The organism is Plantibacter sp. AC185 (assembly GCF_979258065.1).
This window is the reverse complement of sequence record NZ_OZ409831.1, coordinates 3,409,141-3,424,618: the sequence shown is the minus strand read 5'-3', so window position 1 is coordinate 3,424,618 and position 15,478 is coordinate 3,409,141. Positions and strand designations below refer to the sequence as shown.

Sequence of the window (15,478 nt, the reverse complement as noted above, 5' to 3'; positions counted from 1 at the left end):
TGAGCCTGTCGAAGGGCACACGAGCAACCGCCCGAATCCGGTGATCCTCCACCGCTCCCTGAGCCTGTCGAAGGGCACACGAGCAACGTGCACAACCGGCACAACTCACCATCTGGAATGTCAGTGGTCCATGATGGACTGGTTCCATGACCGAGACCACCCTCACCGCGACCCGCGTCGGCGAAGAATACGCCGCGCAGCTGGCGGAGTTCTCGGACGAGTGGACTGAGATCCACCGGCAGCAGGCCGTCCTCGACGCACGCAAGGCGCGCCTCCTCGCCCGCTCCGCCGCTTACGCCGACGCGTTCGCAGACGCTTCCGTCCCGGCCATCTTCCCGCCGGCCGAGCGCCGGGCGCTCTCTCGCCGGTCGACCTGCGCGGCTCTCGCGATGGCGACCCGAATACCGGAGCGGACGATCCAACGGGCGACCAACGACGCCGAGCGCCTCGTGAACGACGCACCAACCGTACTCGCGTCACTGGAGGCCGGCCGCATCTCGGCGCGGCATGCGCAGGTGATCACCGACCAGCTCTGCGACGTCCCTGCTGCTGGGCGGGCGGTGTTCCTCGAGCAGGTGCTGTCGGTCGCCGAAGGTGCGACCGTCTCGTACCTCCGGCAACGCGCTCGCGTCCTGCGCGAGCGCCTCCACCCCGAGTCCATCACCGCCCGAGCGGTCCGCTCCGAGGCGGACCGCCGGGTCGAGTTCGAACCCGCAGCGGACGGCATGGCATGGGTGCACCTCTTCACCACGGCACCGATCGCGCAGGGCATCATCGAGCGCGTCGAAGCGGCGGCAGCGGAGTCACGCGCAACCGGCGACACTCGCACCTGTGCTCAGCTGCAGGCGGACGCCCTCGCGGCGCTCGCGCTCACCGGCGCGACCCCGGAAGACGTCATGTCGAGCCCGGTGCTCCCGCACCCGATCGAGGTGCAGGAGCACATCAAGCCGACGGTGCAGATCACGGTGCCGGCGCTCACCATGGCCGGCGTCAGCGACGCCCCGGCCACCCTCGACGGGTACGGCCCGATCGACCCGGAGACCGCAGCACGTATCGCGGTCAACGCACCGAGCTTCACCCGGATCCTGGTCCAGCCGGAAACCGGCGTGGTCTTGTCGGTTGGGCGGAATCAGTACCGGGTTCCCGCTGACCTCCAACGCGCAGTCCGCCTCCGGGACGGCACCTGTCTGGCGCCAGGCTGCGGCAGACGAGCCAGAGCCTGCGACCTCGACCATTCGGTCGCGTGGGAGGACGGCGGCACAACAGATGTCGGCAACCTCGCCTGTCTCTGCCGACATCACCACCGGATGAAGCACCTCCCCGGGTGGAACCTCGACCATCGGCCTGGCGGGGTCCTCGACTGGACAACACCCGATGGGAAGCAGTATCGGACGGAACCGGATCCCGCACCGTTCTGACTTGCCTCGGCGTACGCAGATCGAAGGGTTCCTCGTGGGCACTTCGACAAGCTCAGTGAGCGGAAGAGGTGTGCCCGGAACGATGAGGAGTCCTCGTGGGCAGTTCGACGAGCTCAGTGACCGGGATGGGTGTGCCCGGAACGATGAGGCGTCCTCGTGGGCACTTCGACAAGCTCAGTGACCGGGAAAGGTGTGCCCGGAACGACGAGGGCACCCCGTGGGCACTTCGACAGGCTCAGTGACCGGGGAAGGTGCGCCCGGAACGATGAGGCGTCCTCGTGGGCACTTCGACAGGCTCATTGACCGGGAGAAGTGCGCCCGGAACGATGAGGCGTCCTCGTGGGCACTTCGACAGGCTCAGTGACCGGAGAAGGTCCACCGGGAACGCCTGGGTCCCTGAGCCTGTCGAAGGGCAGCTGGGTCGTGACACCTCGGTGAGCCGGAGACACTCACCGGGAACGATTCGGTCCCTGAGCCTGTCGAAGGGCAGCTGGGTCGTGTCACCTTGGTGAGCGGAGGACGCCCACCCGAGATGCTCCCGGTCGCTATGCCGGCCAGAGCGCACTCCGAGTCCCACCACGTCCGGGAAAGCGCTTGCCGAGCGCCGCCCGCACCGGTAACCTCGTCCGGAACCCCACCCGGAAGGTCGCGATGCTGCGCCGAAACGACACCTCCACCACGCCGATCGTCGTCAACGACAACGCCGCCTGGTGCTGGTTCCAGGACGAGCGCGCACTCGTCGATCCAACGTCGAACCTCCTCGTCGTGGGGTCGATCGCGTCAACGGGCGGCGTCGACGGCGAGCAGCGCGGCGGCAACGTCGAGGTCACCGTCGTCGACCTCAGCACCGGCACCGCCGACATCGTCGTCCTGCACGAACGCCTGGAGTCCGACGACCACGACGTCCCGGCCCTCTGGCGGCGGCGCGACGGGCGCTGGCTCGGGATGTACACCCGTCACAAGACCGACGACCTCACCCGCTGGCGCATCAGCGAACCACACGACCCACGCCACTGGGGGCCCGAGCACACGTTCGACTGGAGCGCCTACACGGGCGGACTCGGCGTGACCTACTCGAACCTCCACGAACTCGACGGCCGCCTGTACTGCTTCGCCCGCGCCGTCAACGACGACCAGTGCGCGCTGGTGTCGGACGACGACGGCGACACCTGGAACTACGCCGGCAAGCTGTTCACCCGGCCGAAGGTCGGCTACGTCAACGGCTACACGCGCTACGTCTCCTCCCCCGGGCGGATCGACCTCATCACCACCGACCACCACCCGCGCGACTACGACAACAGCATCTACCACGGCTTCCTCGACACCGGCGGGCTCCACCGAACCGACGGTGCCGTCGTCGACCCGCGTCCGTTGCGTGGCGACGCACCATCGCAGGTCGAGCTCACCACCCTCGTCGCCGCCGGATCACGAATGCCCGACGGCGGTAGCTGGGCCGGCGACCTGCTCTCCCACTGCTGGACCGTCGACGTGCGACGAGCCCCCGACGGCACCGTGGCCGCCGTCGTCTCCGCCCGCGCCCACGACGGACCAGCGCACCCGGACGAGGCGGCCGAACGACTCCGGCCCGTCCTGGACCACCGGTTCCTGTTCGCCCGCCTGACGCCCGGCGGCTCCTGGCAGGTACACCCACTCGCCCTCGCCGGCCCCGGCCTCCTCCCGCACGAGCAGGACTACACCGGACTCGTGGCGATCGACCCGGACGACCTCGACTCGCTCTACGTCTCGACGCCGATCGATCCACGGAATGACGAACCGCTCGCCCACCACGAGATCTTCCACGGACGCACCGACGACGACGGGGCGACCTGGGCCTGGACGCCGGTCACGGAACGCTCGGACATCGACAACCTGCGGCCGATCGTCGCGCCCGGCGATCACTCGACCGTCTCGCTCCTGTGGTTCCGCGGGGACATGGCGAGCTCGCAGGACTACCGCTGCGAGGTCGTCCTCCTCCGGATGCCACGCAGCGAGTGACGATCCGTCACTCGGGCCAGGACACCTCGCCGCTGAAGTCCGGGTGCTTGCGGAGGTAGGCCTGGATGAAGGGGCAGTACGGCACGATCGTCAGTCCTCGCTCGACCGCATCGTCGAGCGCCGCGGCGGCGAGGACGCTGCCGAGCCCCTGCCCACCGAAGTCCGGATCGATCTCGGTGTGGGTGAAGAGGATGCGACCAGGTTCCTCCTGGTACCCGGCGATCCCGGCGACGCGCTCCCCCACGAGGATCTCGTACTCGTGACGCTCGTCGTTGCGGACGACCTGCGGGCCGTCCTCGGGTGTGCTCGATGTCGACATCGGGGCTCCCTTCCGTTCGTCCCCCACTGTACGTCGAGCGATCCGTCATGTGCTGTTTACGCAGCGGCCGATTCCGCAACGTGCCGGAAACACGCGCACAGGCCATCGGAAACACGCCGGTGTCACGCTGGGCGCACCCGACGCGCTCCAGCCGCGTCCCTGCGGAGAGGCACCTCGAATGGATCAAGGAAACACAGCGTTCATCCTGATATCAGCGGCACTCGTGCTGCTCATGACACCAGGGCTCGCGTTCTTCTACGGCGGCCTGGTCAAGGCGAAGAGCGTCATCAGCATGATGATGATGAGCTTCGGCGCACTCGGCCTCATCGGCGTCCTCTGGGTGCTCTACGGGTACGCGATCGCGTTCCCCGGCTCCGAAGGCACCGTCGCCCCCTGGGCGATCGACACCGGGAACATCGGCCTGACCGCCGCCCTCGAGACGCCTGAGGGAGCGGCCTACCCGCCACTCGCCTTCGTCGCCTTCCAGGCCACCTTCGCGATCATCACCGTCGCCCTCGTCTCCGGCGCCATCGCCGACCGCGCGAAGTTCGGCTCCTGGATGATCTTCGCCGGCATATGGGCGACCGTCGTCTACTTCCCGGTCGCGAGCTGGGTGTTCAACTTCGGCCTCGCCGACGACGGCAGCTTCGCCTACGGCGGTTGGATCACGCACGGCCTGCAGGACGTCTTCGGCGTCGGCGTCATCGACTTCGCCGGTGGCACCGCGGTCCACATCAACGCCGGTGCTGCAGCCCTCGCCCTCGCGCTCGTCCTCGGCCGCCGCGTCGGATTCAAGAAGGGCGTCCACGTCCCCCACAACCCGCCGTTCGTCCTCCTCGGCGCCGGTCTGCTCTGGTTCGGCTGGTTCGGCTTCAACGCCGGTTCGGAACTGGCGGCCGACGGCACCGCGGCACTCGTGTTCGTCAACACCATCGCGGCCCCGGCAGCAGCCCTGCTCGCCTGGCTCGTCGTCGAGAAGATCAAGGACGGCAAGCCGACCTCCGTCGGTGCCGCGTCGGGTGCCGTCGCCGGTCTCGTCGCGATCACCCCGGCGTGCGGTTCGCTGCACCCGATCTGGGCCATCGTCCTCGGCCTCGTCGCCGGTGTCGTGTGCGCCCTCGCCATCGAGCTGAAGTTCAAGCTCGGCTTCGACGACTCGCTCGACGTCGTGGGCATCCACCTCGTCGGCGGCCTCATCGGCACCCTGTACCTCGGCTTCTTCGCCAACGGCACCGGCCTCTTCATGGGTGGTGACGCTTCGCAGCTGCTCGTCCAGGCGATCGCCGCGTTCGCCGTCCTCATCTACTCCTTCGTGCTCGCCTTCATCATCGGCTTCGCGATCGAGAAGACGATCGGCTTCCGCGTGAAGAACGAGGACGAGATCGCCGGCATCGACACCGTGGTCCACGGTGAAGAGGGATACGTCCTGGTCGACACCAAGGCCTGATCCACCGGCCTGAACGACCTGCCCGACCCGACCCGACGAGGACGAGATGCGCGGAGCAGCTGGACCCGAACCGGCTGCCACCCCCGCTCATCTCGTCCTCGTCGACGTCGCGTCACGACCACCGGCCGACCCGGGCCCGCCCCGGCTCGTCCGGTTCGCCGACCTCGTGCGGCAACCACTCGACCGCGGCCGGGGCAGCCTGCGAGACGTCTGGACGAGCACCGACGTCGACCGCCGCATCCGCTGGCGACTGCAGGTCGTCGAGCTCCGTGACGCCGCCGGGCTCATCGCCGCCCCCGACGACATGAACCACGCGATCGTCGGCTTCGCCGGCCCACAGGTCGCGGTCCGCGCGGGTGGGAACGAGCTGAACGGCCCCGGACGCATCCTGCACCGCGACGAGGTCCTGACCGTGCGCGAATCCTCCGTGCGCCTCTCGAGGCCGCGGCTGCGGGCCTCGGGGTCGAGCTCGATGATCCTGCTGAGCTACAGCACCTCGGAGGACCCGCCGACGCTGAACTTCGAGCAGCCGGAGACCGCGCACGATCCCGCAGACGGCCTGCGGATCACCCTCGCCCTGCGCGGTCCGATCCGGCGCGGCGACGGCGAGGTCCCACAGGGTGCCGCCCTCGTCTCCGCGCCGTTCGCCGTTCCGCCGCGCTACCGCTGACCGCTAGCGCTGACCGGCGGTCCGGCCGTCGGCGAACCGCTGTCGCGCGTGCTGCTGCCGCGACCCGACCGGCACCGCCTCGGTCGCCGCGGGGAGCCCCATGGACGGCGTCGACACGTAGATGCTCTCGGCGCGGTCGACGAGGAACGTCTCGTGCCAGACGCCGACGGCCTTCGGAGCAGACCGGGCGCGCTTGTTGAACCGCGACCAGGCAGGCCGATGGGCGGAGGCCGGTGCCGACGCGTAGGCGTAGAGCTTGTCGATCGACGACCAGTACTGCACGAGGTACGGGCCGCTGGAACCGAGCAGGATGTGCGAACCGAGGAGCCCGGACTCCGGGTCGGACATGAGCTCCTGCAGCATGCGCGGCATGTCACCGAAGATCGGGAGCCATTTGTCCACCCGCCACCACTGGTTGATGGTCATCCCGATGTGGAACACGACGAGCTCCCCTTCGTGACGATGGGTGATTCGGCCGACGACGACGCGTGACATAGACTGCTCCTGTTCGATAGTGACGCTATCCAAGTTGGATAGTAGCACTATCCAGACGAGGAGGACAGCATGAGGATCTCGGAACTCGCGGCGGTGTCCGAGGTGCCGGTGGCCACCATCAAGTACTACCTGCGCGAGCAACTCCTTCCGGAGGGCGAGCGCACCTCGGCGACCCAGGCGAGCTACGGCGTCGCCCACGTGTCCCGGCTCCGCGTGATCCGCGCGCTGCTCACCGCCGGCGTGAGCATCGCGGAGACCCGCAACGTCGTCGCCGCGCTCGACTCACCGCCGGCGGGCCCCTACGACCTCCTCGGCGTCGCCCACACCGCCGTCACCCCGCGCCCGAGCGGTCCGGTCGACACGACCCGCGCACTCGAGCTCTACGAACGACTCGGCGGCATCGAGGCGCAGTGCGATCCCGGACTCCTCGCCGGCCTGGCCGGAGCCCTGGACACCCTGGAACGAGCCGGCTTCACCGTGCCACCCGCAGTCCTCGACCGCTATGTCGACGCAGCGCGCAGCATCGCCGAAGCCGAGATCGACGGCATCCCGGCGGATTCACCCGAGCTCGCGGTGCAGTACATCGTGCTCGGCACCGTGCTCACCGAACCGCTCATCCTCGCCCTCCGTCGGGCAGCCCAGCAGGTGGTGTCGTCGGAGCGCTTCGCCGGGACGGAACTCCCGCCGTCCGAGTCGTCCTGACGCTCAGACGTCGCACCCCTCAGGCGTCGAGTTCCGCCGAGGTGGGCGGGTTCGCTCCCGGCCGCGACACCGTGATGCTCGCAGCTCGCGCGGCGCGGTCGAGCAGCTGCTGCAGCACGTCGTCGGACACCCCACGAAGTCGCTCCTCGGCCCCGGGCCCAGCAATACCGGCGGTCAGCAGTCCGTCGATCAGCGCACCCATGAACGTGTCGCCGGCACCGACGGTGTCGGCCACCTGCACCCGCGGCGTCTCGATCTCGAGCACGGAACCGTCTCTGACCGCGACCGCCCCGTCACCACCCATCGTCACGACCACGAGTCCGGGCCCGGCCGCGACCCATTCTCGAGCGGCGTCGACCGGTGCCACACCGGGCAGCAGGAACGCGACGTCCTCGTCACTCGCCTTCACGACGTGGGCGCGCGCGATGCAGTCGAGGGCCGCCTGGCGGACGCGGGCCGCGTCGTCGATGAGCGATGGCCTGATGTTCGGGTCGTAGGTGATGAGCGCCGAGGGACGACGCGTCTCGACCAGCTCGCGCAGGCGGTCGGCACTCGGCTCGAGGACCGAGGCGATCGAGCCGGTGTGGACGACGGCGGCGTCCGGCGCACCCGAGGCCTCCAGATCGAGCGAGAGGTCGAACTCGTAGGTGGCCGCCCCCTCGGCGTCGAGGGTCGCCTGAGCTGTGGACGTCCGACCGGTCGGAGCCGACACGAGGGTCACCGCGGACGCGTCGAGCCAGGAGCGGATCGCCGCGCCGCGCTCGTCGTCGCCCACATGGGTCACCAGGGCCGGGGCGCGGCCCAACCGACCGAGGGTGATCCCGACGTTCGCCGGGCTGCCGCCGGGGCTCTCCGCCTGCGTCCCATCGAGCCGCCGGACGATGTCGATGAGGGTCTCGCCGGCGATGAGGACGTCGGTCGTGGGGGCTGCGTGCATGGCATCTCTCTCTGCTGGATCCGAGGGTCGGGTGGCGTCAACCGGCGTCGGTCGACACCGCGGCGATGAGCGAGTCCCGCTCGATGATGGGCATCGTGACCAGCTCGTGCCCGAGGGCGTGCTGGCCGAGGAGCATCGAGGCTCCGAGCGCGCCGATCTCCTGGTAGGGCAGCCGCGCGGTGGTGAGGCCCGGGCGCAGGTAGCCGGCGAGGATCTCGTCGTCGAAGGAGACGACGGAGACGTCCTGCGGGATCCGACGACCCTGTTCGAGCAGCACCTGGTAGGCACCGAAGGCGACGCCGTCGTTCGCGGCGAGGATCGCCGTGACGTCCGGGTGGCGCTCGAGGAGCGTGGCCGTCGCCTCGTAGCCCGGTTCCGGCTGCCACTCGACGATGTCGACCCGAGCAGGTTCGATCCCGGCCTCCGCGAACGCTGCGGCGATGCCCGCGAAGCGGAGTGCCACCGTCGCCGTCTGTCGCGGATCGTTGATGACGTCCTGGGGCAGGTCGCCGACCACGCCGATCCGTCGGTGACCCGCGTCGACGAGCCGCTTCGCGACCGCGTACCCGGCAGCTCGTTCGTCGGGCAGGACGTTCGCGTGTCCCGAGGAGGACGCTCCGTTGAGCACCACGACGGGGACACCGGTCGAGGTGGCGGGGAGGTCGATGAGGCGGGCGCCGAGGAGGCCGATGAGGATGCCGTCGACCCGGTGGTCGATCATCGTCTCGAAGGCGCGGGCGAGACCGCCCTCGATCCCCTCGGTCTCCGCGATGAGCATCGTGTGGTCGTGGGCCTTCGACACCTCGAGCGCGCCGCCGATGAGCCCCGAGGCGTGCCGGGTGAGCGTGACCTCGTCGGAGATGAACCCGATCGTCCTGGTCTTCCCGCGGCGCAGCACCTGGGCCGCGGGGTTCGGGCGGTAGTCGAGCTCCGCCGCGGCGGCGCGTACCCGCTCGACGGCGTCCGCGGACAGCCGGGAACCGGGGCGGTCGTTCATGATCATGCTCACCGCGGCCTTGGACATGCCCGCGCGCTCCGCGACGTCCGCGAGGGTCGTGCGGCGGCGTTGCGTGGACATGACACTCCCTCGTGCGGTTTGCTGAATCAGTTCAGCATATCGCGCGGAGCTGTGTTATGTTTCGTTTGCTGAATCCGTTCAGCACCTTCATTCACGGCTCATCGTCCGCGCCCTGCGAACGGTCGGCCCCGATTTCGCAGGAGCAACAACGTGGTTGATCTGAGTCGCAGGGCGGCACTCGCCTTGCTCGGTCTCGGTCTGGCGGGCACGGCCATCTCCTGGCCGCGCCTCACCGGCGGAGACATCCCCGGCCGAGGTGACGACGCCCTCACCGTCGCCCTCTTCGGCACCGCCCAGGACGCCGCCGCCCGGCAGTCGCTCGTGGACGGCTTCCAGAAGCTGCACCCCGACATCCCCGTCCGGATCATCGCGATCCAGGGCCAGGACTGGGGCAACTTCTTCGCCAAGATCCTCACGATGGTCGCGGCCGGCACCCCGCCGGACATCGTGTCGGTCGCCACGGAGGGCACCCAGCTGTTCGCCGAGCGCCTCGCCCACCCGATCGACGAGTACGTGCAGCGCGACGCCGCCGAGCTGCAGGAGTACTTCGACGACGTGAACCCCTCGCTCATCGAGTCGTTCATGTACAAGGGCAACCTGTTCCAGCTGCCGGACAACTTCAACGCGGCGAACATGTACTACAACACCTCCGCGTTCGAGCGGGCCGGCCTCGAGCGTCCGCGCGACGACTGGTCGGTCGACGACTTCTTCGCCGTCGGCCGCACCATGCAGGCCAGCGCCCCCGGATCGTTCCTCCCCTACTTCTGGAACAACCGGCTCTGGGGCGGTGTCGTGCCCTGGTTGTACATCAACGACACGAGCTTCCTCACCGAGGAGAAGGCACCCGGCGGCGACTGGATGTGGTCGAAGTTCTACCCGGACGAGACCCCTCGTGGTGGTGGGTACCTGTGGGAGAACGCCGACGCGCTGAGCGACCGCACCGTCGAGAGCTTCGAGGTCCTGCAGCGCATGGTCTCCGAGGGCATCGCCGCGAACCCCGCCCAGGGCGGCGGCAACGAGCTCGTCTCGCTCTTCTCCCGCGGCTCGGTCGGCATGACGCCGGCCGGCGGGTTCTGGGTCAAGGGACTCAACGACGCCGGCCTCGGCGACGACGAGTACGACGTCACCTACTTCCCGAAGATGCGCGGACAGCGCCACCAGTTCGGAGCCGGCGGGTACGCGATGATGCAGACCTCCGAACGCAAGGACGAGGCGTGGGAGTGGATGAAGTACTGCATCTCCGTCGAGGGCATGTCGATCGCGCACAGCCAGCCCGACTCGTCGCTGCCCCGGCGCTCACTCAACGCCGAGCTGTACGGCGGTGACATCGGACCGAAGCACTGGGAGGTCTTCTACGACACCCTCGACCGGTTCCCGACGACCGGCCCGATGCCCGCACCGCCCCAACAGGCCGCCGTCGAGTCGGCCCTCATCAAGAACGTGGTCGGCACGATCACGAACGGCCCGAACGGCGTCCGCCGAGGCCTCGAGACGATGCAGCGGGACCTTGAGCTCGCGCTGAAGGGACGATGATGGCACTGCAGTCACCGACGGCGACCCGGGCACTGGTCGTCCCGCCCGAGGCCAAGACCGGACGACGCAAGCGTGCCCCTCGCGGCAGCCGACTGCTCGTCTGGGTGTTCCTCGCCCCGACGCTCATCGGCCTCGGACTCTTCAGCTTCATCCCGATCATCGGGTCGTTCGTCCTCGCCTTCTTCCGGTGGGACATCATCTCGGCACCCGAGTTCGTCGGCGTCGGCAACTTCGTCGACCTCGCCGCCAACCCCACGGTGCGCGTGTCCTTCCTGAACACGGTCGGCTTCGTGGTCGTGGCGGTGACGCTCCAGCTCGCCGTCGCGCTCCTCCTCGCGATCCTCGTGCAGTCGCGGATGCCGGAATGGCTGCGTACCTTCTTCCGCTCCGCGCTGTTCTTCCCGTTGGTGCTGTCGGCCGCGTCCGTGTCGCTTGTGATGTCGTACCTGTTCAACCAGGAGTTCGGCCTCGTCAACGAGTTCCTCGGGCTCTTCGGCGTCGGGAACATCGGCTGGCTGACGACCGGTTTCGGGGCGAAGATCGTCGTCCTCCTCGTCTACGTGTGGCAGAACTTCGGCTTCACCTTCCTGCTGTTCATCGGCGGACTCGCCGCGATCCCGCGCGAGGTCTACGAGGCGTCGTCGCTCGACGGCGCATACGGCTGGAGCCAGTTCCGGAACGTCACCCTGCCCCTCGTGAGCCCCACCATGCTCGTCGCGTCCGTCATGGCCATCATCAGCGCCCTGCAGATCTTCGACCAGCCGTACGTCCTCACGCGAGGTGGGCCGGGAGACGACACCCGTACCGCGGTGATGGTGATCTACGAGTCCGCATTCCAGCAGCTCGACTTCGGTCTCGCCGCAGCGATCGGCATCGTGCTGACGCTCCTGATCATGCTCGTCACCGCCGCACAGTTCCGGCTGAGCAAGCGTTTCGTCTTCTACGGATGAGGTCCCAGATGTCCATCGCAGCAGTCACCCCCGACTCATCACGCCGCCGACTCGCCACGGCCGGGAAGTTCCTCGTCCTCGTCATCGCCGCGTTCCTCACACTCGCGCCCGTCGTGTGGACGCTCATCACGGCGCTCACCCCCGCGAACGTCGACACCGGGCAGACCGAGTTCGGCCCGGGCGCGTTCATCGACGTCTTCCAGAAGATCCCGATCCTGCTCTACACGTGGAACAGCGCGCTGGTGACGCTCCTCATCGCGGCCGGGCAGATGCTCAGCGCGGCGATGGCCGGCTACGTCTTCGCGCGCTTCGACTTCGGCGGCAAGCGCATCCTGTTCGGACTCATCCTCGCCACGATGATGGTGCCGATGCAGGTGACGATCGTCCCCGTGTTCATGCTCATCCGCGGCATGGGCCTGTCGGACACGCTCCTCGCGCTCATCATCCCGATGATCCCGACGGCGTTCGGCACGTTCCTCATGCGGCAGTACTTCATGGGGTTGCCGCCGGAGCTCGCCGAGGCGGCGCAGATCGACGGGGCGGGTCCGTGGAAGATCTTCTTCCGCATCTACCTGCCGCTCGCCGCCCCGGGCCTCGCGATCGTCGGCATCCTCGCGTTCAACTACCACTGGAACGAGTTCTTCCGGCCATTGATCCTGACGATCAGCGAGCAGAACTTCACCCTCCCGCTCGGGCTCGTGACCCTGCAGGGCAACCTCGGCACCGGGTCGGTCGCGACCGTCCTCGCCGGTGTCGTCCTGTCCATGATCCCGGCTGCGCTGGTCTTCGTCTTCGGCCAGAAGCCGCTGCGCGAAGGGCTCACCGCCGGCGTCAGCAAGTGACCAGCACCACCGCCCTCCCCTCGATCCGACTGATCTCGAACCGAAAGGAAGCCATGACCGGCCTCCACGCAACGCACGTCCTCGACCGCGGCTTACCGCTGCTGCACCCGCGACCCGAGGCCGGGTGGTTGAACGATCCGAACGGCATCATGTTCGTCGACGGTCGCTGGCACGTCTTCTTCCAATACAACCCGGGGTCGGCCCGGCACGAGGACATCCACTGGGGTCACGTGAGCTCGCCGGACCTGCTCGCCTGGGAGGAGCACCCGGTGGCCCTGGCACCCCGCCCGGGCACCACCGATGGCTTCGGCTGTTGGAGCGGCGTCGGGGTCGTCGACCAGGGCCGGCCGTCCGTCGTCTACTCGGGCGCGCGTGACCGGCACGGGTTCTCGGAGGTCGTCGTCGTCCACGGCTCGGCGGATGCGCAGGACTGGACCGGCGAACGCATCGTCGCTGCGGGGCTCCCCGCCGATGAGCGCGTGACGATGGTGCGCGACCCGTTCCTCTTCGAGCTGGGTGGGCGCCGCTGGGCGATCCAGGGCGCCGGGCGCTCCGACGTCGGTGGCGCACTACTCCTCTACGGCGTCGACGACCTCGACGCCTGGACCGAGGAGGGGTACCTGCTGACGGCCGAGGCACCGGTCGTCTCGGAGCTCGCTCCGTGCGAAGGGTGGGAGTGCCCGCAGCTCGTGCGGGTCGGCGACGACTGGGTGCTGCTGGTGTCACTGTGGCTCGACGGCCAGCCGCACCGCGGGGTGGCCTGGGTCCTCGGCTCGATGGACCTCGACGAGGCCACCGGGCGGCCCGTGTTCAGCGCCCGCCGGACCGGCATCATCGACGAGGGGTCGAGCTTCTACGCGCCGCAGGCCGTGCAGTCCGACGGCTCGGACGGACAGTCGGAGCGGGTGCTGCTCTGGGGCTGGGCGCAGGAGATCGCTCCCGATGGCGTGCGCGGCCGGACGCAGGCGGACACCGACGAGCAGGGTTGGTCGGGCATGCTGACGTTCCCGCGCGAGCTCGTGGTCCGCGGCGACGAGGTCGAGCTGATCCCGGCGCGGGAGCTGACGGGACTCCGGGCCGAGGTCGTCGACCCGGCGGAACTCCCTGATCAGGCGGAGGTGCGACTCACGGGCGCGGGCACGGCCTCCCTCGAGCTGTCGGGTTCGGACACGCAGCTGATCTGGCGGGGCGAACTGGCCGACGGGGACGAGGTCCGCATCCTCATCGACGCGTCCATCGTCGAGATCCACCACACGGGGCACCCCGCTCGGACGTTCCGCGCGTATCCGGCCGACGGCGAGCGGTACGCCGTGCGGCACGACGCGACCGTGCGAGCCGAGGCCTGGTCCCTGGCCCTCCCCACGGCCGTCGAGGTGTCGGCGTCCCGCTGACCCGGAGACGCGGTGACGCGCGGCACGGATGCGCCGCGCGTCACCGCTCGGTCGGGAGCAATCCCAACCGCCGTGCGGTGGCCAGTGCGTCCTCACGGGAGTCGACGCCGAGTTTCCGGTAGACGTTCCGGAAGTGGAACTTCACCGTGTTCGCGGACACGTACAGCGCCTGCGCGATGTCCTGCCGGGTCCGGCCCTCCGCGGAGAGCTGGAGGATCCGACGCTCGGTGGCGGTGAGCTCCACGAGCTGCACGGTCTCCGGCGTCGGCTCGGGACTCGAGGCGAGCGTCCGCTCGATCCGCGCATGGGTCTCGCTGGGCGACATCGTGCCGAGGAGGTGTCGGAGCGGCCTGCGCGGCGCCACCACGAAGGGCGTCAGCATCCCGGTCCGCGCCGTCGTCGCGATCGCCTGCAGGAGATGCCGCCGACCGTCCTCGTCCGAGTCGTCGGCGAGCGCCGAGGTGATGAGCAGCTCCGTCTGCGCACCGGCGTCGATGTGCTCCTCGGCGAGCCCGGCGGTGGCGAGCTCCCGGGCGAGGGGTTTGCGGTCGCTCAGGAGCGCGAGCCGCGAGGCGACCGCCGCGGTGTGGGCATTGCGGTCACGGCCGTCGAGGAGGACGCTGGCCTCCGTCGGCCGGTCGAGGGCGAGGAGGAGTGACGCTTCCACGGCGTCGAGCAGTCGCTCCGACCCGGCGTGACGCAGGCTGCGACCGGCGAACACGCGGGTGCGTTCGATGAGCTGCAGCGCCGCCCGTCGATCGCCCCAGAGGAGTGCGTGCTGCGCTTGCGCGTAGGTGATGAACGGGGCCCAGGACCGCTCGCGGTTGACCTGGAGCTCCAGCGTCGCGAGCGCCGCCTCAGCCGCTGCCCGGTCGACGCGGGCGATGGCGATCAAGGCCCGGGCGATGGCACCCGACAGTTGGACCAGCGGCACCATCCACCCGTGCGCGCCGCCCCCGTCGTCGTGGCGCTCGAGCCAGCGGTCCGCCTCAACGATCTCGCCGCGCACGGCGTAGAGCAGGGCGAGCTTGCCGGAGGCGTCCCCGCCGTTCCGGCCGTCCCAGGACTCGTGCCGGAGCTCGTACGCCTCGCGGAGGACGAGGCTCGCCTCATGGAGGTCTCCCACGAGCAGTTTCGTGATCCCCACCTGCAGCAGGGCTGTGGGGACGCGGGCTGCGAACTCGGTCGGGCGGTGCACGCGGGCCCGGCGAGCGAGCTCCTCGGTGATCCGCGCGTAGTGCAACGCGCGCTGGTGCCGGCCGTGCACGCGGTAGGCGATCATGAACGCCGTCGATGCGCTCAGGCTGATGCGCGCAAGCTCGGAGCGGGCGCGGTCACGGATGTCGTCGGGATGGGTCGGGAGCTGGAACTGCCCCACCGACTGGTCGAGTGCGTCGGTCTCCCCGCGGATGTTGAGCCGGATCTCGCGGACGGCGAAGACGATGGGGTGGTTCGAGAGCACCCGCGCCGGGAGCGCCTGCAGTGCGTGGTCGAGTGTCGCGAGGTCGAGCGCCATGAGGATCCCCCACTCGTACTCGATCACCGAGACGACCGTGTCCCAGTCCTCCTCCTGGATGGCCGTGGTGAGGAGACGGGTGACCGGGGCGACGTCCGTGGGGTGGAGGAACCCCGCCCCGAGGGAGGGAAAGTACCTATTCCGACCGATGCGCACGGGTCAACCCTAAGTGACCGTCACCTGTC

The 15,478-nt window shown here is 69.3% G+C and carries 14 protein-coding genes; 9 read left to right on the top strand and 5 right to left on the bottom strand.

All coding sequences use genetic code 11. The features are described 5' to 3' along the window. The first annotated feature begins 146 nt into the window (after positions 1-146). Together ACZZZB_RS16015 and ACZZZB_RS16010 are read left to right on the top strand one after the other, a co-directional pair. A complete protein-coding gene (locus ACZZZB_RS16015) occupies positions 147-1,418 on the top strand; it encodes an HNH endonuclease signature motif containing protein (protein ID WP_463530222.1) in 1,272 nt (423 codons plus the stop codon). A 651-nt stretch (positions 1,419-2,069) separates the two neighbouring features. Next, on the top strand, positions 2,070-3,413 hold the full coding sequence (locus ACZZZB_RS16010) for a BNR-4 repeat-containing protein (RefSeq protein ID WP_463530221.1): 1,344 nt from the start codon (positions 2,070-2,072) through the stop codon (positions 3,411-3,413). 7 nt (positions 3,414-3,420) lie between these two features. On the opposite strand, the gene ACZZZB_RS16005 is transcribed toward ACZZZB_RS16010, so the two are convergent. Further along, entirely contained in the window at positions 3,421-3,732 is a 312-nt protein-coding gene (locus ACZZZB_RS16005; RefSeq protein WP_192018426.1) for a GNAT family N-acetyltransferase, read from the bottom strand. A gap of 178 nt (positions 3,733-3,910) precedes the next feature. Here ACZZZB_RS16005 and ACZZZB_RS16000 point away from each other — a divergent pair, with 178 nt between their 5' ends. Both ACZZZB_RS16000 and ACZZZB_RS15995 read left to right on the top strand, forming a co-directional pair. Continuing rightward, the gene (locus ACZZZB_RS16000; protein WP_079706939.1) at positions 3,911-5,179 is read left to right on the top strand and encodes an ammonium transporter; all 1,269 of its coding nucleotides are present in this window, start codon (positions 3,911-3,913) and stop codon (positions 5,177-5,179) included. Positions 5,180-5,225: 46 nt separating this feature from the next. Continuing rightward, positions 5,226-5,849, top strand: a complete 624-nt coding sequence (locus ACZZZB_RS15995) for a hypothetical protein (RefSeq protein WP_463530220.1) — start codon at positions 5,226-5,228, stop codon at positions 5,847-5,849. A 3-nt stretch (positions 5,850-5,852) separates the two neighbouring features. On the opposite strand, the gene ACZZZB_RS15990 is transcribed toward ACZZZB_RS15995, so the two are convergent. Then, positions 5,853-6,344, bottom strand: a complete 492-nt coding sequence (locus tag ACZZZB_RS15990; RefSeq protein WP_079706937.1) for a DUF4188 domain-containing protein — start codon at positions 6,342-6,344, stop codon at positions 5,853-5,855. Between the two features lie 69 nt (positions 6,345-6,413). On the opposite strand from ACZZZB_RS15990, the gene ACZZZB_RS15985 reads away from it, so the two are divergent. Beyond that, complete coding sequence (locus tag ACZZZB_RS15985; protein WP_463530219.1) at positions 6,414-7,046, top strand: MerR family transcriptional regulator; 633 nt, start codon at positions 6,414-6,416, stop codon at positions 7,044-7,046. A 19-nt stretch (positions 7,047-7,065) separates the two neighbouring features. Here the strand turns inward: ACZZZB_RS15985 and ACZZZB_RS15980 are convergent, their stop codons facing one another. Both ACZZZB_RS15980 and ACZZZB_RS15975 read right to left on the bottom strand, forming a co-directional pair. Further along, the gene (locus tag ACZZZB_RS15980; protein ID WP_463530218.1) at positions 7,066-7,983 is read right to left on the bottom strand and encodes a carbohydrate kinase family protein; all 918 of its coding nucleotides are present in this window, start codon (positions 7,981-7,983) and stop codon (positions 7,066-7,068) included. Between the two features lie 37 nt (positions 7,984-8,020). Further along, entirely contained in the window at positions 8,021-9,061 is a 1,041-nt protein-coding gene (locus ACZZZB_RS15975; RefSeq protein ID WP_064294696.1) for a LacI family DNA-binding transcriptional regulator, read from the bottom strand. A gap of 150 nt (positions 9,062-9,211) precedes the next feature. Between ACZZZB_RS15975 and ACZZZB_RS15970 the strand changes: the two genes are divergently transcribed. The 4 genes from ACZZZB_RS15970 to ACZZZB_RS15955 are packed head-to-tail and all read left to right on the top strand — an operon-like array spanning position 9,212 to position 13,777. After that, a complete protein-coding gene (locus ACZZZB_RS15970; RefSeq protein WP_426737913.1) occupies positions 9,212-10,594 on the top strand; it encodes an ABC transporter substrate-binding protein in 1,383 nt (460 codons plus the stop codon). Continuing rightward, on the top strand, positions 10,594-11,544 hold the full coding sequence (locus tag ACZZZB_RS15965) for a carbohydrate ABC transporter permease (protein WP_370582698.1): 951 nt from the start codon (positions 10,594-10,596) through the stop codon (positions 11,542-11,544). The genes ACZZZB_RS15970 and ACZZZB_RS15965 overlap by 1 nt, the downstream gene beginning before the upstream one ends. Before the next feature lie 8 nt (positions 11,545-11,552). Further along, on the top strand, positions 11,553-12,386 hold the full coding sequence (locus tag ACZZZB_RS15960; RefSeq protein WP_175117588.1) for a carbohydrate ABC transporter permease: 834 nt from the start codon (positions 11,553-11,555) through the stop codon (positions 12,384-12,386). Between the two features lie 53 nt (positions 12,387-12,439). Further along, on the top strand, positions 12,440-13,777 hold the full coding sequence (locus tag ACZZZB_RS15955; protein WP_463530217.1) for a glycoside hydrolase family 32 protein: 1,338 nt from the start codon (positions 12,440-12,442) through the stop codon (positions 13,775-13,777). Positions 13,778-13,817: 40 nt separating this feature from the next. Here ACZZZB_RS15955 and ACZZZB_RS15950 read toward each other — a convergent pair whose 3' ends face one another. Further along, the gene (locus ACZZZB_RS15950) at positions 13,818-15,449 is read right to left on the bottom strand and encodes a helix-turn-helix transcriptional regulator (RefSeq protein ID WP_463530216.1); all 1,632 of its coding nucleotides are present in this window, start codon (positions 15,447-15,449) and stop codon (positions 13,818-13,820) included. Between the last annotated feature and the right edge of the window lie 29 nt (positions 15,450-15,478).